17 protein-coding genes and 4 tRNA genes are annotated in these 19151 nt (G+C 50.5%); 1 reads left to right on the forward strand and 20 read right to left on the reverse strand.

All coding sequences use genetic code 11. The features are described 5' to 3' along the window. Positions 1-2: 2 nt before the first annotated feature. The 16 genes from mrdA to miaB all read right to left on the reverse strand — a co-directional run bounded on the left by mrdA (position 3) and on the right by miaB (position 17225). Positions 3-1907 carry a peptidoglycan DD-transpeptidase MrdA gene (gene mrdA / locus HA49_RS15190; RefSeq protein WP_038019075.1) on the reverse strand — a complete coding sequence of 635 codons (1905 nt, stop codon included), beginning with the start codon at positions 1905-1907 and terminating at the stop codon, positions 3-5. 35 nt (positions 1908-1942) lie between these two features. Continuing rightward, positions 1943-2413, reverse strand: coding sequence for a 23S rRNA (pseudouridine(1915)-N(3))-methyltransferase RlmH (gene rlmH / locus HA49_RS15195; RefSeq protein ID WP_038019080.1), 471 nt, complete (start codon positions 2411-2413; stop codon positions 1943-1945). A gap of 3 nt (positions 2414-2416) precedes the next feature. Continuing rightward, positions 2417-2734, reverse strand: coding sequence for a ribosome silencing factor (rsfS, locus tag HA49_RS15200; protein WP_038019511.1), 318 nt, complete (start codon positions 2732-2734; stop codon positions 2417-2419). 92 nt (positions 2735-2826) lie between these two features. Then, positions 2827-3471 (reverse strand): nicotinate-nucleotide adenylyltransferase, encoded by a 645-nt coding sequence (gene nadD, locus HA49_RS15205; RefSeq protein ID WP_038019083.1) that lies wholly within the window; start codon positions 3469-3471, stop codon positions 2827-2829. Beyond that, positions 3464-4495, reverse strand: a complete 1032-nt coding sequence (holA, locus tag HA49_RS15210; protein WP_038019513.1) for a DNA polymerase III subunit delta — start codon at positions 4493-4495, stop codon at positions 3464-3466. Before holA ends, nadD begins: the two co-directional genes overlap by 8 nt. After that, a complete protein-coding gene (gene lptE / locus HA49_RS15215; RefSeq protein ID WP_038019085.1) occupies positions 4495-5091 on the reverse strand; it encodes an LPS assembly lipoprotein LptE in 597 nt (198 codons plus the stop codon). Before lptE ends, holA begins: the two co-directional genes overlap by 1 nt. A 14-nt stretch (positions 5092-5105) precedes the next feature. Then, the gene (leuS, locus tag HA49_RS15220; RefSeq protein WP_038019087.1) at positions 5106-7688 is read right to left on the reverse strand and encodes a leucine--tRNA ligase; all 2583 of its coding nucleotides are present in this window, start codon (positions 7686-7688) and stop codon (positions 5106-5108) included. Between the two features lie 260 nt (positions 7689-7948). Then, positions 7949-8674, reverse strand: coding sequence for an amino acid ABC transporter ATP-binding protein (locus HA49_RS15225; RefSeq protein ID WP_038019089.1), 726 nt, complete (start codon positions 8672-8674; stop codon positions 7949-7951). After that, a complete protein-coding gene (gene gltK, locus HA49_RS15230; protein ID WP_038019091.1) occupies positions 8674-9351 on the reverse strand; it encodes a glutamate/aspartate ABC transporter permease GltK in 678 nt (225 codons plus the stop codon). The genes HA49_RS15225 and gltK overlap by 1 nt, the downstream gene beginning before the upstream one ends. Beyond that, positions 9351-10091: an amino acid ABC transporter permease gene (locus HA49_RS15235; protein WP_038019093.1), complete on the reverse strand. Its 741-nt coding sequence runs from the start codon at positions 10089-10091 to the stop codon at positions 9351-9353. The genes gltK and HA49_RS15235 overlap by 1 nt, the downstream gene beginning before the upstream one ends. 150 nt (positions 10092-10241) lie before the next feature. Further along, entirely contained in the window at positions 10242-11150 is a 909-nt protein-coding gene (locus tag HA49_RS15240; RefSeq protein WP_038019095.1) for an amino acid ABC transporter substrate-binding protein, read from the reverse strand. Positions 11151-11569: 419 nt separating this feature from the next. After that, the gene (lnt, locus tag HA49_RS15245) at positions 11570-13102 is read right to left on the reverse strand and encodes an apolipoprotein N-acyltransferase (protein WP_038019098.1); all 1533 of its coding nucleotides are present in this window, start codon (positions 13100-13102) and stop codon (positions 11570-11572) included. Positions 13103-13108: 6 nt separating this feature from the next. Further along, entirely contained in the window at positions 13109-13990 is an 882-nt protein-coding gene (corC, locus tag HA49_RS15250; RefSeq protein ID WP_038019101.1) for a CNNM family magnesium/cobalt transport protein CorC, read from the reverse strand. Positions 13991-14076: 86 nt separating this feature from the next. Next, on the reverse strand, positions 14077-14556 hold the full coding sequence (gene ybeY / locus HA49_RS15255; RefSeq protein ID WP_038019104.1) for an rRNA maturation RNase YbeY: 480 nt from the start codon (positions 14554-14556) through the stop codon (positions 14077-14079). Next, positions 14553-15605 carry a PhoH family protein gene (locus tag HA49_RS15260; RefSeq protein WP_038019106.1) on the reverse strand — a complete coding sequence of 351 codons (1053 nt, stop codon included), beginning with the start codon at positions 15603-15605 and terminating at the stop codon, positions 14553-14555. Before HA49_RS15260 ends, ybeY begins: the two co-directional genes overlap by 4 nt. Before the next feature lie 195 nt (positions 15606-15800). Continuing rightward, positions 15801-17225: a tRNA (N6-isopentenyl adenosine(37)-C2)-methylthiotransferase MiaB gene (gene miaB, locus HA49_RS15265; protein WP_038019516.1), complete on the reverse strand. Its 1425-nt coding sequence runs from the start codon at positions 17223-17225 to the stop codon at positions 15801-15803. A 171-nt stretch (positions 17226-17396) separates the two neighbouring features. Between miaB and ubiF the strand changes: the two genes are divergently transcribed. Then, positions 17397-18569 carry a 3-demethoxyubiquinol 3-hydroxylase gene (ubiF, locus tag HA49_RS15270; RefSeq protein ID WP_038019109.1) on the forward strand — a complete coding sequence of 391 codons (1173 nt, stop codon included), beginning with the start codon at positions 17397-17399 and terminating at the stop codon, positions 18567-18569. Between the two features lie 213 nt (positions 18570-18782). On the opposite strand, the gene HA49_RS15275 is transcribed toward ubiF, so the two are convergent. From HA49_RS15275 to HA49_RS15290, 4 genes are all read right to left on the reverse strand, one after another. Continuing rightward, positions 18783-18857 (reverse strand) — tRNA-Gln (locus HA49_RS15275). Between the two features lie 25 nt (positions 18858-18882). Continuing rightward, positions 18883-18957: transfer RNA gene (locus tag HA49_RS15280), tRNA-Gln, on the reverse strand. 8 nt (positions 18958-18965) lie between these two features. Beyond that, a tRNA-Met gene (locus HA49_RS15285) sits at positions 18966-19042 on the reverse strand. Between the two features lie 19 nt (positions 19043-19061). Beyond that, positions 19062-19136: transfer RNA gene (locus HA49_RS15290), tRNA-Gln, on the reverse strand. Positions 19137-19151: the final 15 nt, after the last annotated feature.

Raw genomic sequence — 19151 nt, forward strand, 5'->3', positions numbered from 1 at the left:
ATTTACTCACCTTCGTAACCTGGAGGAAGCGGTGCAGCCTGCGGGAGATCTGTGTTGTTGTCTCCCAGCATAATGTGATCCAAAATCTGTCGCATAATGGTGCCGACTGCGGCACCCGCACCGCCGTTTTCTAAAATCATAGTGACAGCAACCCGTGGATTATCGTAAGGAGCAAAGGCTGTCATAAGCTTATGGTCCCTGAGTCGTTCTGCAATCCGGTGGGCATTGTAGGTTTCATTCTCTTTAAGACCAAAAACCTGGGCGGTGCCCGATTTGGCCGCGATTTTGTACGGAGCATTGTCAAAACTTTTACGCGCCGTGCCATTTGGCCGGTTCGCGACGCCATACATGCCATCTTTGGCAATTTCCCAGTAACCCGAATCGATTTCACCGACGCGACCCGCCTCAGCCGGTCGGAATGGAATAATTTCGGAGCCGCGGCTTTCAGCGACCAGAAAATGAGGAACTTTGACCACGCCATCATTAATCAGTGTCATTAATGCCTTATTCATCTGCAACGGTGTGGCTGTCCAGTAGCCTTGTCCTATCCCCACCGGAATGGTATCTCCCTGGTACCAGGGTTTTTTATAGCGGCGTAACTTCCATTCACGGGTCGGCATATTGCCGGCACTTTCCTGGGGTAAATCAACCCCGGTACGGGAACCGTAACCGAATTTCTGCATCCATTCTGACAACCGGTCGATCCCCATATCATAGGCGACCTGATAGAAAAAAGTATCTGCAGATTCTTCAAGAGATTTCGTGACATTTAGCCGGCCATGACCCCATTTTTTCCAGTCACGATAGCGTTTATCGGAGCCCGGCAGTTGCCACCAGCCAGGATCGAATAATGAGGTGTTACGATTAATTACACCTGCGGATAATGCTGAAACAGCGACATAAGGTTTTACCGTAGAGGCTGGCGGATAGGCGGCCTGGATGGCCCTGTTGTACAAGGGACGGTTCTGATCGGTCAGGAGTCCTTTGTAGTCGGTAGCCGAAATACCGTTAACAAACAGGTTGGCATCGTAACTCGGGTTTGAAACCATCGCGAGTATTTCGCCGTTGCGGGGATCGGTCACGACCACCGCGGCACGACTGCCCTGTAACAACGTTTCAATATATTGTTGTAGTTTCAGGTCCAGGCTCAGGTAGATATCGTGACCAGCAACGGGTGGTTCCTGATTTAGCTGACGAATTACCCTGCCACGATTATTGACCTCGACTTCTTCATAACCTGTTTTCCCGTGCAGCGTGTCTTCGTAGTAACTCTCAATACCCAGTTTTCCGATATCATGAGTCGCCGCATAGTTACCGGTTTTCCCTTCCTGATCGAGCCGCTGGACGTCACGATCATTGATTTTTGAAACGTATCCCACGACATGGGTTAGGGTGGCACCATAAGGATAATAGCGCCGCTGATACCCTTTAATTTCAACCCCGGGATAACGATACTGATTGACGGAAAAACGGGCTATCTGCAAATCGTTAAGATTACTTTTCAGCGGGATAGAGGTAAAACGCCGGGAACGTTTACGCTCTTTTTCAAATGCATCAAGATCTTCCTGGCTTAAATTCAGGACCGCCTGTAACTCACGTAAAGTTTGTGACAGATTAGCCACTTTTTCAGGAACCAGTTCAGCCTGGTAGATGGTCCGGTTGACTGCCAGCGGAATTTTGTTCCGGTCGTAAATGATTCCCCTGCTGGGGGCAACCGGTACCAGTTTAATACGGTTCTGATTCGACCGGGTACTGTAATCATCAAAATGCAGAATTTGCAGATGCCAGAGATTAAACGCCAGAATCGCACTCAGCATAAAAATACCGAGAAAAGCAATTAACGCCCGTCTGGCGAACAATTGTTGTTCGGCACTGTAATCCCTGAAAGCACTTCTGGTTAAATTCATCCGCGGCCTGTCAGTCCGGAAGTTACCTTATCGGGCTATTCGCGGTGATAAGGGTGGTTGGTAGTAATACTCCACGCCCGGTAGAGGCTTTCTGCGACCAGAACACGCACCAGCGGGTGAGGGAGTGTAAGTGCTGATAAAGACCAGCTTTGTTCGGCGGCAGCTTTACAGGCCGGAGCCAGTCCTTCCGGCCCGCCGATGAGCAGGCTGACATCCCGACCGTCCTGTTTCCAGCGCTCCAGTTGCTGTGCCAGCTGTGGGGTTTCCCAGGGGTGCCCCGGGATATCAAGAGTGACAATCCGGTTACCTTTTCCGACAGCAGCCAGCATTGCATCGCCTTCTTTTTCCAGAATGCGTTTAATATCTGCATTTTTACCCCGTTTACCGGCAGGAACTTCAGTCAGTTCAAACGGCATATCTTTGGGGAAACGGCGCAGATAATCCATAAATCCGGTCTGGACCCAGTCAGGCATTTTAGTGCCGACGGCGACAAGTTGCAGTTTCACCCATCAGCCCCAGAGTTTTTCCAGTTCGTATAACTGGCGGCTTTCTTCCTGCATCACATGGACAATAACTTCACCGAGATCGACAACCACCCAGTCACCGCTCTCTTTACCATCGGTGCCCAGCGGGCTGACTCCGGCTGCACGTGATTCCTGGACCAGGTGATCAGCAATGGACACTACGTGACGGTTGGAGGTACCGGTACAGATAACCATACAATCGGTGATGCTGGATTTACCCCGGACATCAATAGCTATGATATCCTGAGCTTTAAGGTCATCGACTTTATCGATAACAAAGGATTGGAGTGTCTGGCCTTGCAAAAGGTTCCCCTCGTGATGAACTGACAAAACAGAATGCCCGTCGTTTCTGCCGACCGGCTGAATTTGAAGCGGCGCAGTATAGCATGCCACAATCAATCGCGATATAAGCCAGCCTGTTCGATGTAGTTTATCACCGGTTGCGGTAATAAATCCGCACAGGAAAGACCTGCATGACGACGTTGACGAATTTCGGTCGCTGATATTGAGTATAGCGGAGTATCCGCCAGCAGGATCAGTCCGGAAGGTTGCTGATGTAATTGTTGTACATCATGGGTCAGATGCTGGTTGATCCAGTGCTGTAGTTCAGCAGATTCAGGGGGGTGCTGATAGCCAGGACGACGGCAAACCAGCAAGTGGCATAATGATGTCAGTTCCTGCCAGCGGTGCCAGGTATTCAGAGTCAGCAAAGAGTCCTGACCAATAATAAAAGCCAGGGGCTGTGTGGCTCCGCGTTCGGCACGTAACATTTCCAGAGTGGTGACTGTCCGGGATGGTTCATCGCGCCGCAATTCCCGGTCATCAATCTCAAATAAGGGTAAGTCAGCTATGGCACAACGCAGCATCGCAAGACGTTGTTCAGCACTGGCATCCGGCTGCGGCCGGTGAGGCGGCAGATTGTTCGGCAGCAATGTGACTTTATGCAACCCGGTATCAGCGGCCAGAGCTTCCACCGCATGCAGATGACCATAATGAACAGGATCGAAGGTGCCACCAAACAGCGCATGAAGTTCAGACATGATCAAGTGCCGGTGAACTTTGGTCAAGGGAGAGTTGCAGCGTCAGAGTGCTGAGTGCCGGCCAGACATCACTACCGAAATCCTGTTTGATCATCAGTTCGATAGCTGCCAGCAGACGAATTGACTGATGAAGCCGTGCTTTATTCAGCCGTTGGAGGGCTGCACTAAACAGCGGCCTACGGTTTTGCCAGATACGGTGCTGGTCCATCAGTTGACGAACCGGCTGAGAGCCCTGGTCCTGCTGTAAACGAAGCAGTGTCATGACTTCGCGCTGTAATGTCCTTAGCAGAATGACGGGTTCGACAGCTTCTTTTTGCAGTTGCTGTAAAATATGCAACGCCCGTTTACTTTTTCCACCAAGGATCGCATCCACCCAATGATACGGGGAAAAGTGAGCGGCATCATTGACTGCCTGCTCGACTCTGGGCAAGGTGAGCTGACCTTCCGGCCACAATAAAGATAGACGCTCCAGTGCCTGTGAAAGCGCCAGTAGATTTCCCTCATAGCAGTAACACAATAAATTGATGGCCTGTGGGTCCACTGACAGCCCGAGTGCAGTACAACGCTGGCTCACCCAACGTGGCAGTTGCGCCTGTTCCGGGGTTGTGCAGGGAACCATGACTCCGTTGCCGGACAGGGCCTTAAACCACTGGCTGTTTTCCTGAGCCTTCGAGAGCTTATTCAGATGAACAATCAGTATCAGATCGCTGTGCAGCATTTCGGCCAGTTGTACCAGCCGGGTGGCCAGCGCCGTGGCCGGGCCATTTTCCGGCATTTCAAGTGTCAGTGTCTGACGCTGGGTGAACAGGCTAAGGGACTGGCAGGCAGTAAAAAGGGCATCCCAGTCAGTGTGGTTGTCCACACTGAATCTGAGATTTTCGAGAAACTGATGCTGTCGGGCAGCCGCGATAATGGCATCGTGGCTCTCCTGACGGAGTAAGGGATCATTGCCACACAGAAAATAACTGCCGCGCAATCCCTCAGAGAGTTGCGCGGCGAGTTGTTCAGGGTAAATCCTGATCATCATTGTGAGGTCGCGGAACCTGCAGTATCACTCTGCTGCCCGGAGTGCGATGTGATCGTTTCCGGGGCTGGCAAAGTTTCTGCTGTGTTGAGCTGTGCCGCGTGTACCGCGATTAACTGCCGAACCAGCTGCTCAGCAGCCCGCACCCGCATTTCCTGATAAATCATGTCCTGCTCAGAATCCTTCGCCAGCGGAACCCCGGAGTTATCAAAGAAAGTCCGGTAAACCGTAGTACTCAATGGATAGATTCCTTTACCCGGTAACAGGACCTGTGCTGTCACGGTCAGGTGCAGCTGATACTCTGCAGCGGTACCATCAATGAAGACAGAGGCAGTAGAGCGACCGGTATTTTCTGCCTCAAGACGTAATGACGGAATGCTATTACGTCGGTCAGCACTATCATCAACCAGAGTAATCGCATTTAACCGTAATTCCTGACGCACGGTTCTGGCCAGAGGGCCATAGGGATCATTACTGGTTAAAATCATGGTCTGCATTTCCTTCGGGATCTGTGTTGTCCCGCGGGTATGAAAACCACAGCCTGCGGTGGCCAACACAGCCACCGCAAGTATCAGGGTTGAAAAAAATTGTCGCACATTGCCTCCTGCGCTTAACCTACAACCAGGTTAAGCAGTTTACCCGGAACGTAAATAACTTTACGTACAGTCACGCCTTCCAGATATTTTGCCACAAGATGTTCTTTAGCAGCCAGTGCCTGAACCTGTTCCTGGGTTGCGGTGACCGGGACTGTAATTTTGCCACGAACTTTACCATTCACCTGAACCACCACCAGTAAGGAGTCTTCAACCATGGCACTCTCGTCAGCGACCGGCCATTCGGCATTATCGATAGTGTCTGTGTGACCCAGTGTCTGCCATAATTCAAAGCAGGCATGTGGAGTGAATGGATACAGTAACCGGACCACAGAATCCAACGCCTCCTGCATCAGTGCCCGATCCTGATCGGTATCCTGAGGCGCCTTCAGCAATTTATTCATCAGTTCCATGATAGCAGCAATGGCGGTGTTAAATGTCTGACGACGGCCAATATCATCCGATACTTTCGCAATAGTTTTATGAACATCGCGACGCAGTGCCTTCTGGTCTTCGTTGAGTACATCAGCCTGCAGAGCAGGAGCGCTGCCTTTACTGCTGTGATCGTAAACCAGTTTCCAGACACGTTTCAGGAAGCGGTTAGCGCCTTCAACTCCGGACTCCTGCCATTCCAAAGTCATATCTGCCGGAGAAGCAAACATCATAAACAGACGTACGGTATCAGCACCGTAGCGCTCAACCATCAGTTGTGGGTCAATACCGTTATTTTTAGATTTTGACATCTTACTCATACCGGCGTAAGTCACTTCACGCCCGTCTTTGTCTGTTGCACTGGTAATCCGGCCTTTGTCATCGCGTACCACTGAGACATCGACCGGGGAAACCCAGTTACGCTCTCCGCTGGCACCGGTGTAGTAGAAGGCATCAGCCAGAACCATTCCCTGACATAACAGGCGTTTGGCTGGTTCACTGGAATTCACCAGACCTGCATCACGTAATAACTTGTGGAAGAAGCGGAAATACATCAGGTGCATGATGGCATGCTCGATACCGCCTACATACTGATCCACCGGCAGCCAGTAGTTAGCCGCCGCCGGGTCCAGCATTCCTTTATCATAATCAGCACAGGTGTAGCGTGCGTAGTACCATGAGGATTCCATAAAGGTATCGAAGGTATCTGTTTCGCGCAGCGCCGGCTGACCGTTGACGGTGGTTTTCGCCCACTCAGGATCGGCTTTGATCGGACTGGTGATACCATTCATTTCGACATCTTCCGGCAGAATGACCGGCAGCTGGTCTTCAGGTGTCGGGATAACGGTACCGTCTTCCAGGGTCACCATCGGGATCGGCGCACCCCAGTAGCGCTGGCGGGAAACACCCCAGTCACGCAGACGGTAGTTGACTTTACGTTCGCCTACACCTTTGGCTGCCAGAGCATCGGCAATGGCATTAAAACCGTCTTGATAAGAGAGACCATCGAACTGTGCAGAATTAAACAGAGTTCCTTTGCTGGTCATTGCTGCTTCAGAAATGTCCGGTTCACTGCCATCTTCGTTGAGGATCACCGCTTTGATTGGCAGGTCATATTTATGGGCAAATTCCCAGTCACGCTGGTCATGGCCAGGTACTGCCATCACCGCACCGGTGCCATATTCCATCAGGACAAAGTTAGCGACCCATAGCGGTAATTTTTCACCGGTCAGCGGGTGAACCACAAACGTCCCGGTCGGGTGACCTTTCTTCTCCATGGTTGCCATGTCAGCTTCGGCAACTTTGGTATTCCGGCATTCATCAATAAATGCTGTCAGGTCCGGGTTATTCACCGCTGCCTGCTGCGCCAGTGGGTGTCCGGCGGCGACTGCCACATAAGTCGCCCCCATAAAAGTGTCCGGACGGGTAGTATAAACGGTCAGTGTTTCGCGGCTGTCCGCGACATCAAAGGTGATTTCAACCCCTTCGGAACGACCGATCCAGTTGCGCTGCATGGTTTTAACCTGTTCAGGCCAGCCTTCCAGCGTATCCAGGTCATTTAACAGCTCTTCTGCGTAGGCAGTAATTTTAATGAACCATTGCGGGATTTCTTTACGTTCAACTTTGGTATCACAACGCCAGCAACAGCCTTCGATAACCTGTTCGTTCGCCAGTACGGTCTGGTCATTCGGGCACCAGTTCACCGCAGAGGTTTTTTTGTAGACCAGGCCTTTCTCGAATAATTTGGTGAAGAACCACTGTTCCCAGCGGTAATATTCCGGCTGACAGGTGGCCAGTTCACGGCTCCAGTCATAACCAAAACCCAGCAGTTTCAGCTGGTTTTTCATGTAGGCAATATTTTCGTAGGTCCATGGGGCAGGGGCGGTATTGTTTTTCACCGCAGCACCTTCCGCAGGCAGACCGAAAGCATCCCAGCCTATCGGCTGCAGAACATTTTTTCCGAGCAGTCGCTGATAACGGGCAATAACATCACCGATAGTGTAGTTACGCACGTGTCCCATGTGTAGACGACCAGAAGGATAGGGTAACATTGACAGGCAGTAGTACTTCTCTTTCCCTTCCTGTTCAGTGACTTTAAAGGTTTCCTGATCGTGCCAGTGTTTCTGGACTTTAGATTCTATCTCTTCCGGGCGGTATTGCTCTTGCATGGCAGCCTGTGGTCCTTGTTGAATTGCGCGAAGCTAACTGCAGTGATTTTTCTACGATCCGCATAGCATACCCATAAGCCCGGTGCGCAACAACACCCGCATGACTTCGGGAGGAGATTTATCCGGTAAACCGGAGAAGGACCGCGTTGGAAAACGGAGTATTTCAGGGCGGAAGAACAACATCAGTAAGCAAAAAGCGATTGCTGTGCCAGTAATAACGGCATTTCACCGCCGCTGCAGTGAAATGCCGGAACTGAAGATTAGTGAATTATTTTCGCCAGGAAATCTTTGGCCCGGTCTGAGGCGGGATGATTAAAAAATGCATCCTTATCAGAATCCTCGACAATTTTTCCCTCATCCATAAAAATGACCCGGTTTGCTACCTTACGGGCAAAACCCATTTCATGGGTGACTACCATCATTGTCATGCCTTCATTGGCCAGTTCTACCATGACGTCCAGCACTTCATTAATCATCTCCGGGTCCAGTGCCGATGTGGGTTCATCAAACAACATGGCGATGGGATCCATACAAAGTGCTCTGGCTATTGCCACCCTTTGTTGTTGTCCACCAGATAACTGTCCGGGAAATTTCTCTGCATGAGCTGCCAGCCCAACCCTGGCCAGGAGTTTCAGTCCTTTCTCCCGGGCTTCTGTTTTATTTCTGCCCAGGACTTTCACCTGAGCCAGCGTCAGGTTATCGACAATACTCAGATGCGGAAACAGTTCAAAGTGTTGGAATACCATGCCGACTTTACTGCGCAGTTTCGCCAGATTAGTTTTCCGATCATTGACTTCAGTACCGTTGACCAGAATACTTCCCTGCTGAACCGGCTCCAGACCATTCACTGTTTTGATCAGTGTTGATTTTCCCGACCCTGACGGGCCGCACACCACCACAACCTCACCTTTTTTAACTTCCGTGGTGCAGTCTGTCAGCACCTGAAAGTGACCATACCATTTAGAAACATTTTTCAGGTTAATCATCAGACGGCCCTTCTCTTTTTCATATAACTGACCAGCAGCGAAATGCTCAGACTGATAACAAAGTAGACCAGACCGGCAAACAGTATCATTTCTACCTGGGTACCATCCCGATCGCCGATGGTGGAGGCGGTACGGAAGAAGTCAGCCAGGCTGAGGACATAAACCAGGGAAGTATCCTGAAACAGTACTATCCCCTGGGTGAGCAGTAATGGCACCATGGCACGGAAAGCCTGGGGCAGAATAACCAACCGCATGGCCTGCCAGTGGGTCATTCCCAAAGCCAGTGCTGCACCGGACTGCCCCTTGCCAATACTCTGAATTCCGGCGCGGATGATCTCGGAATAGTAGGCGGCTTCAAACAGCGAAAATGCCACCATCGCGGAAATCAGCCGGATATCGGTTTTCGGTGACAAACCGAGTACCGATTGCAGAAACCCGGGAACTATCAGGTAAAACCATAACAGCACCATGACCAGCGGTACCGCCCTGAAAAGATTGACATATAGTCGCGCCAGCCAGCTAATGACCCTGACTCCGGACAAGCGCATAACGGCAAGTAATGTGCCCCACAGAATGCCGAAGACGATGGCACAGACGGTAATTTTAAGCGTCACTATCATTCCGTCAGCGAGGAAGGGAAGGCTTGGCGGTATGGAGCTCCAGTCAAATGAATACATTATTTACTCCCTATATGGCCAGGTAAGCGTAGTTTGCGTTCCAGCAGACTCATGACCAGCATGATGGCAGCATTGATAATGATATAAGCCACAGTAATGGCGGTGAACGACTCATAGGCGTGCGCAGAGTAGTCCAGCAATTTACCAGCCTGTGCAGCCATATCCACCAGCCCGATAGTCGAGGCAATGGCAGAGTTCTTCACCAGGTTGAGCATTTCTGAAGTCATTGGCGGGACGATGATGCGGTAAGCATTTGGCAATAACACGTAGCGGTAGCACTGTGGGAGTGTCATACCCAGAGCCATACTGGCATTTTTCTGACCACGCGGCAGTGACTGGATAGCGGTCCTGACCTGCTCACACACACGGGCCGCAGTAAACAGCCCCAGGCAAATCACGGAACTGATGAAAAACTGAATATTTGGGTCGAGTTCAGATTTAAACCACATCCCGAGGTTTTCCCCCACCAGTTCCGGAGCGACCAGATACCAGAAGAAAAACTGAACGATCAGTGGAATGTTACGAAACAGTTCGACATAGCAGGCTCCGATGGCTGAAAAAAAGCGATTCGGCAGGGTACGCAAAATTCCAAACAGCGAACCGACCAGAAATGCTACCACCCATGCACATAACGAGACAGCAATCGTGACCTGGAAACCGGACCATAACCAACCCAGATAAGTGGTATTGCCGAACGGGGCCTGTTCAAAAAATATGCCCCAGTTCCAGTTTGTGCCCATAATCAACTCCCGGTAAAAAGGATAGCATGGCTACCCCGAAGACTGATGAACCCAGCCATATTGACGCCACCGCTGGCACTAAGCTGTGCGAACGGTAGCGCCAGAAGCCTCAGTTATTTCTGAAGCACTTCATTGCTTTCAGGGTTGTGGTTAGTTGAGTGCTTTATCATTAGGCGATTTAAACAACGCTTTCATGTCTTCAGACATGTCGAAGTTCATAATCATATTTTTTGGCGGAATAGGCTGTTTGAACCAGCGATCATACCATTTGGCGGCTTCACCAGAGGTCTGTGCCTGAGCAATGGTGCTGTCCATCAGTTGTTTAAAGTCAGGATCATTTTTGCGCAGCATACAACCATAGGCTTCATGGGATTGTGGGGTACCGACGATCACCCAGTCTGCAGGTTTTTTAGCCTTGGCTCGTTCACCTGCCAGTAACGCATCATCCATCATAAACGCGACGGCGCGGCCTGTCTCCAGAGTACGGAACGAATCGCCATGATCTTTGGCACTGATGATCCGCATCCCCATTTTTTTCTCATCATTAAGTTTATTCAGCAGAATTTCTGAAGTAGTTCCTGAAGTCACCACCACCGTTTTACCTTTCAGATCGGGGAAATCTTTAATCGGGCTGCCTTTTTTAACCAGCAGTCGAGTACCCACGACGAAAATAGTATCCGAGAAATCAGCCTGCTTTTGCCGTTCCAGGTTGTTAGTCGTTGAACCACATTCAAAATCATAGGTTCCGTTTTGCAGCAACGGGATACGGTTCTGTGAGGTTATTGGTAACATTTTTACCGTCAGATCGGGTTTATTCAGTTTCTTTTTAATCGCGTCGACAATGGCGTTGGAATAATCCTGTGAATACCCCACGACTTTCTGTTGATTATCGTAGTAAGAAAAGGGCACAGATGACTCGCGGTGGCCTACTACGACGACGCCATTTTTAGCAATTTTATCGAGCGTCGGGGATTGGGCTGAGGGGGCATCCGCGGCATATACCACACCAGACAGAATACCAGTGATCGCAAGGCCAAGGGCCAGTTTCCGTAATTTCATATCCGGGCTCCTTTTGTCTCCCGCTTTCAGCCAGCGGGAGGCAGAAATAGATGATTGAGTGAGTTTGCTGTAACTGGTTACAGTTTTACCTTAGTTGATTGTTAATTAAATGAAACACTATTGTTTCTTAACTGAGACGCCGAACGCAATCTGAACAATAATCTGCATAATTAACCATCAGGTGTCAGTGTTTGCACAATATTGGTGCGAATTGCGCCTTGCCGGGCTATTTCAGTATGTTTCTAAGCATCGCTAATCATTAAGCAATATGTATGCCATCAGTGAGGCAGTAAAAACAATCAATTCAGGTACAACGAAGAGAGCAGATGAGGTGGGTAATAAGAGAGAAGATTTCCGGGAACCAGAACGGACAGGAGCAAACCGAGGATAACTGCCGGAGTCAGGCTCCGGCAGTTAGTTTAACGTCGGCGGCGCAAGACTAGTGCAGCAACGACAGCGAATGCCGAAATCAGCCAGACGGTCAGATTACCGGTACGGGCGTAAGGGGTAATCCCCCGTGTCGGGGTCACTTCAGCCTGCAGGACACCTTCACTAAATTGTGGGATTTCCCGGGTAATATTACCCTGTGCGTCAACTATAGCGGTGACACCGTTATTAGTATCTCTTAGTAAAGGCCTGCCAAGTTCCAGTGCGCGCATTCTTGCCATTTGCAGATGTTGCCATGGACCGATGGAGTGACCAAACCATGCATCATTAGACACCGTCAGCAGAAAATCTGTATCGGGACGGAAGTTATCTCTGACATGTTCACCGAGGACGATTTCGTAACAGATGGCAGTGGTTAGCTGATAACCATCAAGATTTAAGGGGGGTTGAACATACTTTCCACGACTGAAACCGGACATCGGTAAATCGAAAAATGGAGCCAATGGCCTGAGCAGGCTGGCCATGGGAACAAATTCGCCAAAGGGTACCAGATGATTTTTCTGATAACGATCCTGGCTCTGATAACTGTAAGGCTGTGGATTACCCAACACGACAACACTGTTGTAATCATGGTAACGGTTATCCGACTGCAATCTTGAATCAACAATACCGGTTGCCAGTGTACTTCCGTGATTGCGCAGTACCTGATCCAACTGAGTCAGGAAGGGCTGTTGATTGGTCTCAAGGTCTGTGATGGCAGATTCCGGCCAGATGATAATTTTAGCACTACCCAGCAGCGGACGGGTCAGGCGCAGATATGTGTTGAGTGTGGACTGTAGTTGTTGAGGGTCCCATTTCATCGACTGGGGAATATTGCCCTGAACTAACGCGACCGAAACCTTGCGGTCGTATTGTGGCTGATACCACTGCAGATAGCGCAACGGCCAGCCAATAATCAGGATAGCTACGGCAACCAGCAACGTCCGCAGCTTTCTCTGTACCAGGCTATAGGTAATCAGCCCGGCGATGACCATTAATACCAGAGTGATACTCTCAACCCCGGCGATAGGTGCCAGACCTTTCAGAGGACCCTCTATCTGGCTGTAACCGAACTGCAGCCACGGGAATCCGGTCAGGACCCAGCCACGTAAAAATTCAGTCACCTGCCATAATGCGGGTGCAGCCAGAACCAGGCGAGTCAGACTTGCTGCAGGCCAAAACCGGTTCAGCACGGCGCTGAATAGCATCGGAAACAGAGACAGCCAGGCCGCCAGCAACACGACAAGGAAGACGTTCACAGGGCCTGGCATGCCGCCAAAGGTCGCTATGCTGACATATACCCAGTTAACTCCTGAACCAAACAGACCCATACCCCAGACAAAGCCAATGGCCAGCGCCTGTGGAGTGGAGCGTTTCAGCGTTAATGCCTGCAGTCCCGTAAGGGATAACAGAGCCGCAGGCCAGAAATCATAAGGAGAGAACGCCAGGGTGCCAACGGCACCCGTAAGTAAAGCCAGCAACAAGCGCATTTTCTGTTGCCGGAGTAACTGATTCAATGCCGTCATAGGCTGTTATTCATCTTCCGGTTGAGGTGTAGTCGCATCGTCTGGAATTTTTACATGAACCTGCAGGATCCGACGTCGGTCAGCCATCGCTACTTTAAACTGATAACCTTCCAGGGTAATACTTTCGCCTCTGGCCGGCAGGTGGCCAAAGCTTTGCATGACCAGACCGCCAATGGTATCAACTTCTTCATCGCTGAAGCTGGTACCAAATAGTTCGTTAAAGTCTTCTATCGGGGTCAGGGCCCGTAACGAATAAGTATGGCGGCTGAGCTGGCGAATATCGCTGTCATTTTCTTCGTCGTACTCATCTTCAATTTCGCCGACGATCAGTTCAAGAATATCTTCGATGGTCACCAGTCCCGAAACACCCCCAAATTCATCGATGACGATCGCCATATGATAGCGCTGTGAGCGGAATTCTTTCAGCATACGGTCGACACGTTTACTCTCCGGCACGACCACCACAGGGCGCAGAACATCAGCAATACTGAACGGAGCAGAATTACTACGCATAAAGGGCAGTAAATCTTTGGCCATCAGAATACCTTCCACATGATCTTTATCTTCACTGATCACAGGGAACCGGGAGTGTGCAGACTCAATAATCACGTCCAGGCACTCTTCGAGTGACTGCTCTTTTTTCAGGGTGATCATCTGGGAGCGGGGGATCATAATATCTCGTACCCGTTGCTCGGCGATTTCCATCACGCCTTCCAGCATGTCGCGGGTATCCTGGTCAATCAACTCATTCTGTTCAGAATCCCGGATTAGCTCCAGTAATTCATCACGGTTTTGCGGCTCACCGTGAAACAGTTGATTAATCAGTAATGAGAAGAATCCCTTTTTACTACCGGGGGTGTCGCTGTTTTGAGAATGGTCATCGCTCATGGCGTATTTATTTAGTACTCACTGTATTTGAATTTTACGCTGTCAGGTAACGACACTGACAGCAGGGGGCCGGGGTTAACCGGACATCAATCGATGTCTTTCTCGGAAATGTACGGGTCAGGATAGCCCATAGCAAGCATTATCTCAGTTTCTATCCCTTCCATCTCTTCAGCTTCTTCATCTTCTATGTGGTCATAGCCTAACAGATGCAGAGTTCCATGCACGACCATATGTGCCCAGTGGGCTTCAGGCAACTTCTGCTGCTCTGCGGCTTCCCGCTCTACCACCTGTCTGCAGATTATCAGATCGCCAAGTAGCGGCAGGTTATCGATGCCTGGCGGTGCCTCAAACGGGAACGACAACACATTGGTGGGTTTATCCATTCCCCGATAAGTCAGGTTCAGTTCATGGCTTTCGGCTTCATCCACCAGCCGGATAGTCACCTCACTCTCCGGCTGAAACGGGGAAACCGCTGCCGTCAGCCAGCGCAAAAATAATGCTTCATCGGGCAACCCCTGAGTGTCTTCACAGACATTCTGCAAATCCAGTGTTACGGTACTGCTCATACATTCTCCTGAGGGGGGGACAGCGCATCACGTTTACGCTCTTCAGCCAGGCGCTCACGGCGTTTCTGGTCTGCTTCTTCCCAGGCTTCATAGGCCACCACAATCCTTGCAACAACAGGATGGCGTACCACATCTTCGCTGTGGAAGAAATTAAAACTAAGTTCTTCTACTCCGGACAACACTTCAATCGCATGTTTCAGTCCGGAACGGGCATTTCGCGGTAAGTCGATTTGTGTCACGTCGCCGGTGATCACCGCTTTAGAGTTAAAGCCGATACGGGTCAGAAACATTTTCATCTGCTCGATGGTGGTGTTCTGGCTCTCATCCAGGATGATAAAGGCATCGTTGAGAGTACGTCCACGCATATAAGCCAGTGGAGCGACCTCGATAACATTACGCTCAATCAGTTTTTCAACCCGTTCAAAGCCGAGCATTTCGAACAAGGCATCGTAAAGGGGGCGCAGATAAGGGTCTACCTTCTGGCTAAGGTCCCCCGGTAAAAAGCCCAGTTTCTCACCGGCCTCTACCGCAGGGCGGGTCAGCAAAATACGACGAATTTCCTGGCGTTCCAGTGCATCGACAGCGGCGGCTACCGCCAGATAAGTTTTACCGGTACCGGCAGGACCAATGCCAAAGGTAATATCATGATCCAGAATATTGGCAATATAGCTGGCCTGATTAGGTGTGCGCGGTTTTATCACACCACGTCGGGTCTGTATGTTGACCGCTTTACCATAGTCCGGCACGCTCTCCGCGGTTTGTTCCAGAACGCGACTCTCTTTGATGGCCAGGTGAATATCTTCAGGATCGATATCCTTATTCTGACCACGGACCGGGGCAGTATCGACATACAATGTCTTCAGAATATGTTCTGCGGCATCGACGCACAGAGGTTTCCCTGACAACGTAAAACGGTTATCACGCCGGTTAATTTCTATCCCCAGTCGACGCTCCAGATGTTTCAGATTATCGTCAAAAGGGCCGGTCAGACTGAGCAGACGTTGATTGTCTGCGGGTTCGAGGGCAATTTCGCGGGTTTCGATATTCAAAGTAATCCTATGGGTCGCTTAGGGCCGGTTAGTCAGCAACGAATGTTCCTTCTGATTCAAGGAGACATAGCAAAGTATTTATGCTGTTTACGAGAGATGCAATGGTAAAACAAGATATCGGGGCTGGATCGGGAAATTCCAGCCCCGGACAGGTAAATTTGCGGCAACAGAGTGCAGCCGCAACAGACAGGCAAATCAGGGTTGCCAGACACCAACGCCGGATTCATTCTCTTTACGGGTACGGGCGATGACAGAGGCCGGTGATTCAGTGACTCGCAGTCCCATATCTTTTTCGGTCAGTACTACCACACCACGTAGTGAGTTCGGATAAACATCGACAATTTCGACATCAACAAACTTACCGATCATCTCCGGAGTCCCTTCGAAGTTAACCACACGGTTATTTTCGGTACGTCCTGACAATTCCATCAGATTCTTACGGGAGGTACCTTCTACCAGCACACGCTGAACGGTTCCCAGCATCCGACGACTCCATGCCATGGCCTGTTGATTGATTCGTTCCTGCAATACCCACAGACGCTGTTTTTTCTCTTCTTCACTGACATCATCAGGCAAATCCGCTGCCGGTGTTCCCGGACGGGCAGAATAAATAAAGCTGAAGCTCATATCGAAATTAACATCAGCGATCAGTTTCATTGTCTTTTCAAAATCTTCGCTGGTTTCACCCGGGAAACCGACAATAAAATCTGAGCTGATCTGAATATCCGGACGGGCCACCCGCAGTTTACGGATGATAGCCTTAAATTCCAGTGCGGTATGGGCGCGTTTCATCAGTGTCAGGATACGGTCGGCACCACTTTGTACCGGCAAATGCAGGAAACTGACAAGTTCCGGAGTATCACGATAGACATCGATGATGTCATCGGTAAATTCAATCGGGTGGCTGGTGGTAAAGCGAATGCGGTCGATCCCATCAATAGCGGCCACCAGACGTAATAAGTCAGCAAAACTGCACTCTGAGCCGTCAAAGTTTTCACCACGATAGGCGTTAACGTTCTGGCCAAGCAGATTGACCTCACGTACGCCCTGTGCGGCCAGTTGGGCAATTTCAAACAGAATATCATCGCTTGGACGGCTGACTTCTTCACCACGGGTGTAAGGCACCACGCAGAAAGTACAGTATTTATTACAGCCTTCCATAATCGAGACGAAAGCCGTCGGGCCATCGGCCCGTGGTTCCGGTAAACGATCGAATTTTTCAATTTCAGGGAAACTGATATCGACTACCGGGCTGCGGTCACCCCGGACGCTGTTAATCATTTCCGGCAGGCGGTGCAGAGTTTGCGGACCAAAAACAATGTCCACATAATGGGCGCGCTGACGAATATGGTCACCTTCCTGGGAAGCAACACAACCTCCGACCCCGATAATCAGGTCCGGATTCTTCTCTTTCAGTGTTCTCCAGCGTCCCAACTGGTGGAACACTTTCTCCTGGGCCTTTTCCCTGATGGAACAGGTATTGAGCAACAATACATCGGCTTCTTCCGCATTTTCGGTCAGCGTAAAGCCATGGGTAGTGTTCAACAGGTCTGACATTTTAGATGAATCATACTCATTCATCTGACAGCCCCAGGTCTTAATATGCAATTTTTTTGTCATCAAACTGGCCATTAATTCAGTGCAAGGATGTGCAGGCGACACATTGTAATGCTTTGCTGCTGTTGTGACCAGTGTAGCGGCTTTTCTGATTGTCAGAGAATTTTCCGGTACACTGTCCTGAGTAACGTTACCCGGTCATCAGCGGGTATCTGTCTTGGGAAGGATAATAACATGCAGCAACAGCAGTTTGACGTGGTCATCACCGGTGCAGGCATGGTGGGTGCCGCACTGGCCTGCGGTCTGGCCAGACATCACTTCAGAGTGGCGGTCATTGAGCATCAGCAGCCACGTCCTTTTGACTCCCGGCGCCCACCAGATGTGCGGATTTCAGCGATAGGTGCTGCGTCTGTCGCTCTGTTGAAAGAACTTGAAGTCTGGGAGTCTATTGCAGCGATGCGCTGTGCGCCTTATCGCCGTCTGGAAACCTGGGAGTGGCAAAACGCCCACGCAGTATTCGATGCAGATTCGCTCGGGTTACCCGAATTAGGCTATATGGTGGAGAACAGTGTCCTGCAATGGGCGCTGTGGGAAAAAATGAAGGAACAGGGCATCACAGTGATTTGTCCGGCAGCCATATCTTCTGCGCAATATCAGGGAGACTCCTGGCAACTGACCCTGGATAATCATCAGCAGTTAACCACCCGACTGTGGACCGGGGCTGACGGAGCCAATTCGCAGGTTCGGCGTCAGGGCGGGATTGGCGTCAGTGGCTGGGACTATTCACAATCCTGCATGCTGATTTCGGTGGAATGCGAAGACGCGCCGGGTGACAGCACCTGGCAGCAGTTCACCCCTCAGGGGCCACGGGCTTTCCTGCCACTGTATGGAAATTTTGCTTCTCTGGTATGGTACGACAGTGTGTCGCGCATTCGCCAGTTAGTGAAAATGACGCCGGAACAACTCACGGAAGAAGTTTCCCGTCATTTTCCATCACGACTGGGTAAAGTCAGGGTGCTGTCTGCAGGCGCATTTCCCTTGACCCGACGTCATGCCAGCCAGTATGTTCGCCCGGGACTGGCTCTGGTGGGTGATGCGGCTCATACCATAAACCCTCTGGCGGGGCAGGGCGTTAACCTGGGTTACCGGGATGTTGATGCACTGATTGAGGTACTGGCCGACGCCAAACGTACTGGCAGTGAATGGTGGCAAATGTCGGTACTGAAACGCTACCAGCGCAAACGCTATAAAGATAATCTTCTGATGCAGAACGGGATGGATTTATTCTATCTGGCATTTAGTAACCAGAGCCATCCGTTGATGCTGGCAAGAAATCTGGGACTGATGGTTGCTCAGCGCGGAGGGTGGCTAAAGAAAAAGGCCCTCAGTTATGCTCTGGGATTATAATCACGCGATGATACGGCAATATCAGCCCGCTCTGCGGAAACTAAAACGACCCTTGGGTCGTTTTTTTACGTCTTATGCAGGATGCATCAGGGGCTGACAGAGGCGCTTTGCTGGCAGTAATCAAGGTTTTTAGCCGGAAAGTTCAGGGAGCAGCGCGGAACGATGAAAGAAGAGGTTAAAAAGAAAAAAGCCCACCGAAGTGAGCTTTCAAAATGGCTGGGGTGCAGGGATTCGAACCCCGGAATGCTGGTATCAGAAACCAGTGCCTTACCGCTTGGCGACACCCCATTTGGTGCTTTTTTAATTATAAAATTGGCTGGGGTGCAGGGATTCGAACCCCGGAATGCTGGTATCAGAAACCAGTGCCTTACCGCTTGGCGACACCCCAATAGTGTCTGGTGGCTACGACGGGATTTGAACCTGTGACCCCATCATTATGAGTGATGTGCTCTAACCAGCTGAGCTACGTAGCCATAATACAACTATTCAATGTGGCTGGGATACCTGGATTCGAACCAGGGAATGCCGGTATCAAAAACCGGTGCCTTACCGCTTGGCGATATCCCATCTTCGATTTAGGGA

The sequence above is a fragment of the Tatumella morbirosei genome (assembly GCF_000757425.2).
In the GTDB taxonomy this organism is placed as follows: Bacteria; Pseudomonadota; Gammaproteobacteria; order Enterobacterales; family Enterobacteriaceae; genus Tatumella; species Tatumella morbirosei.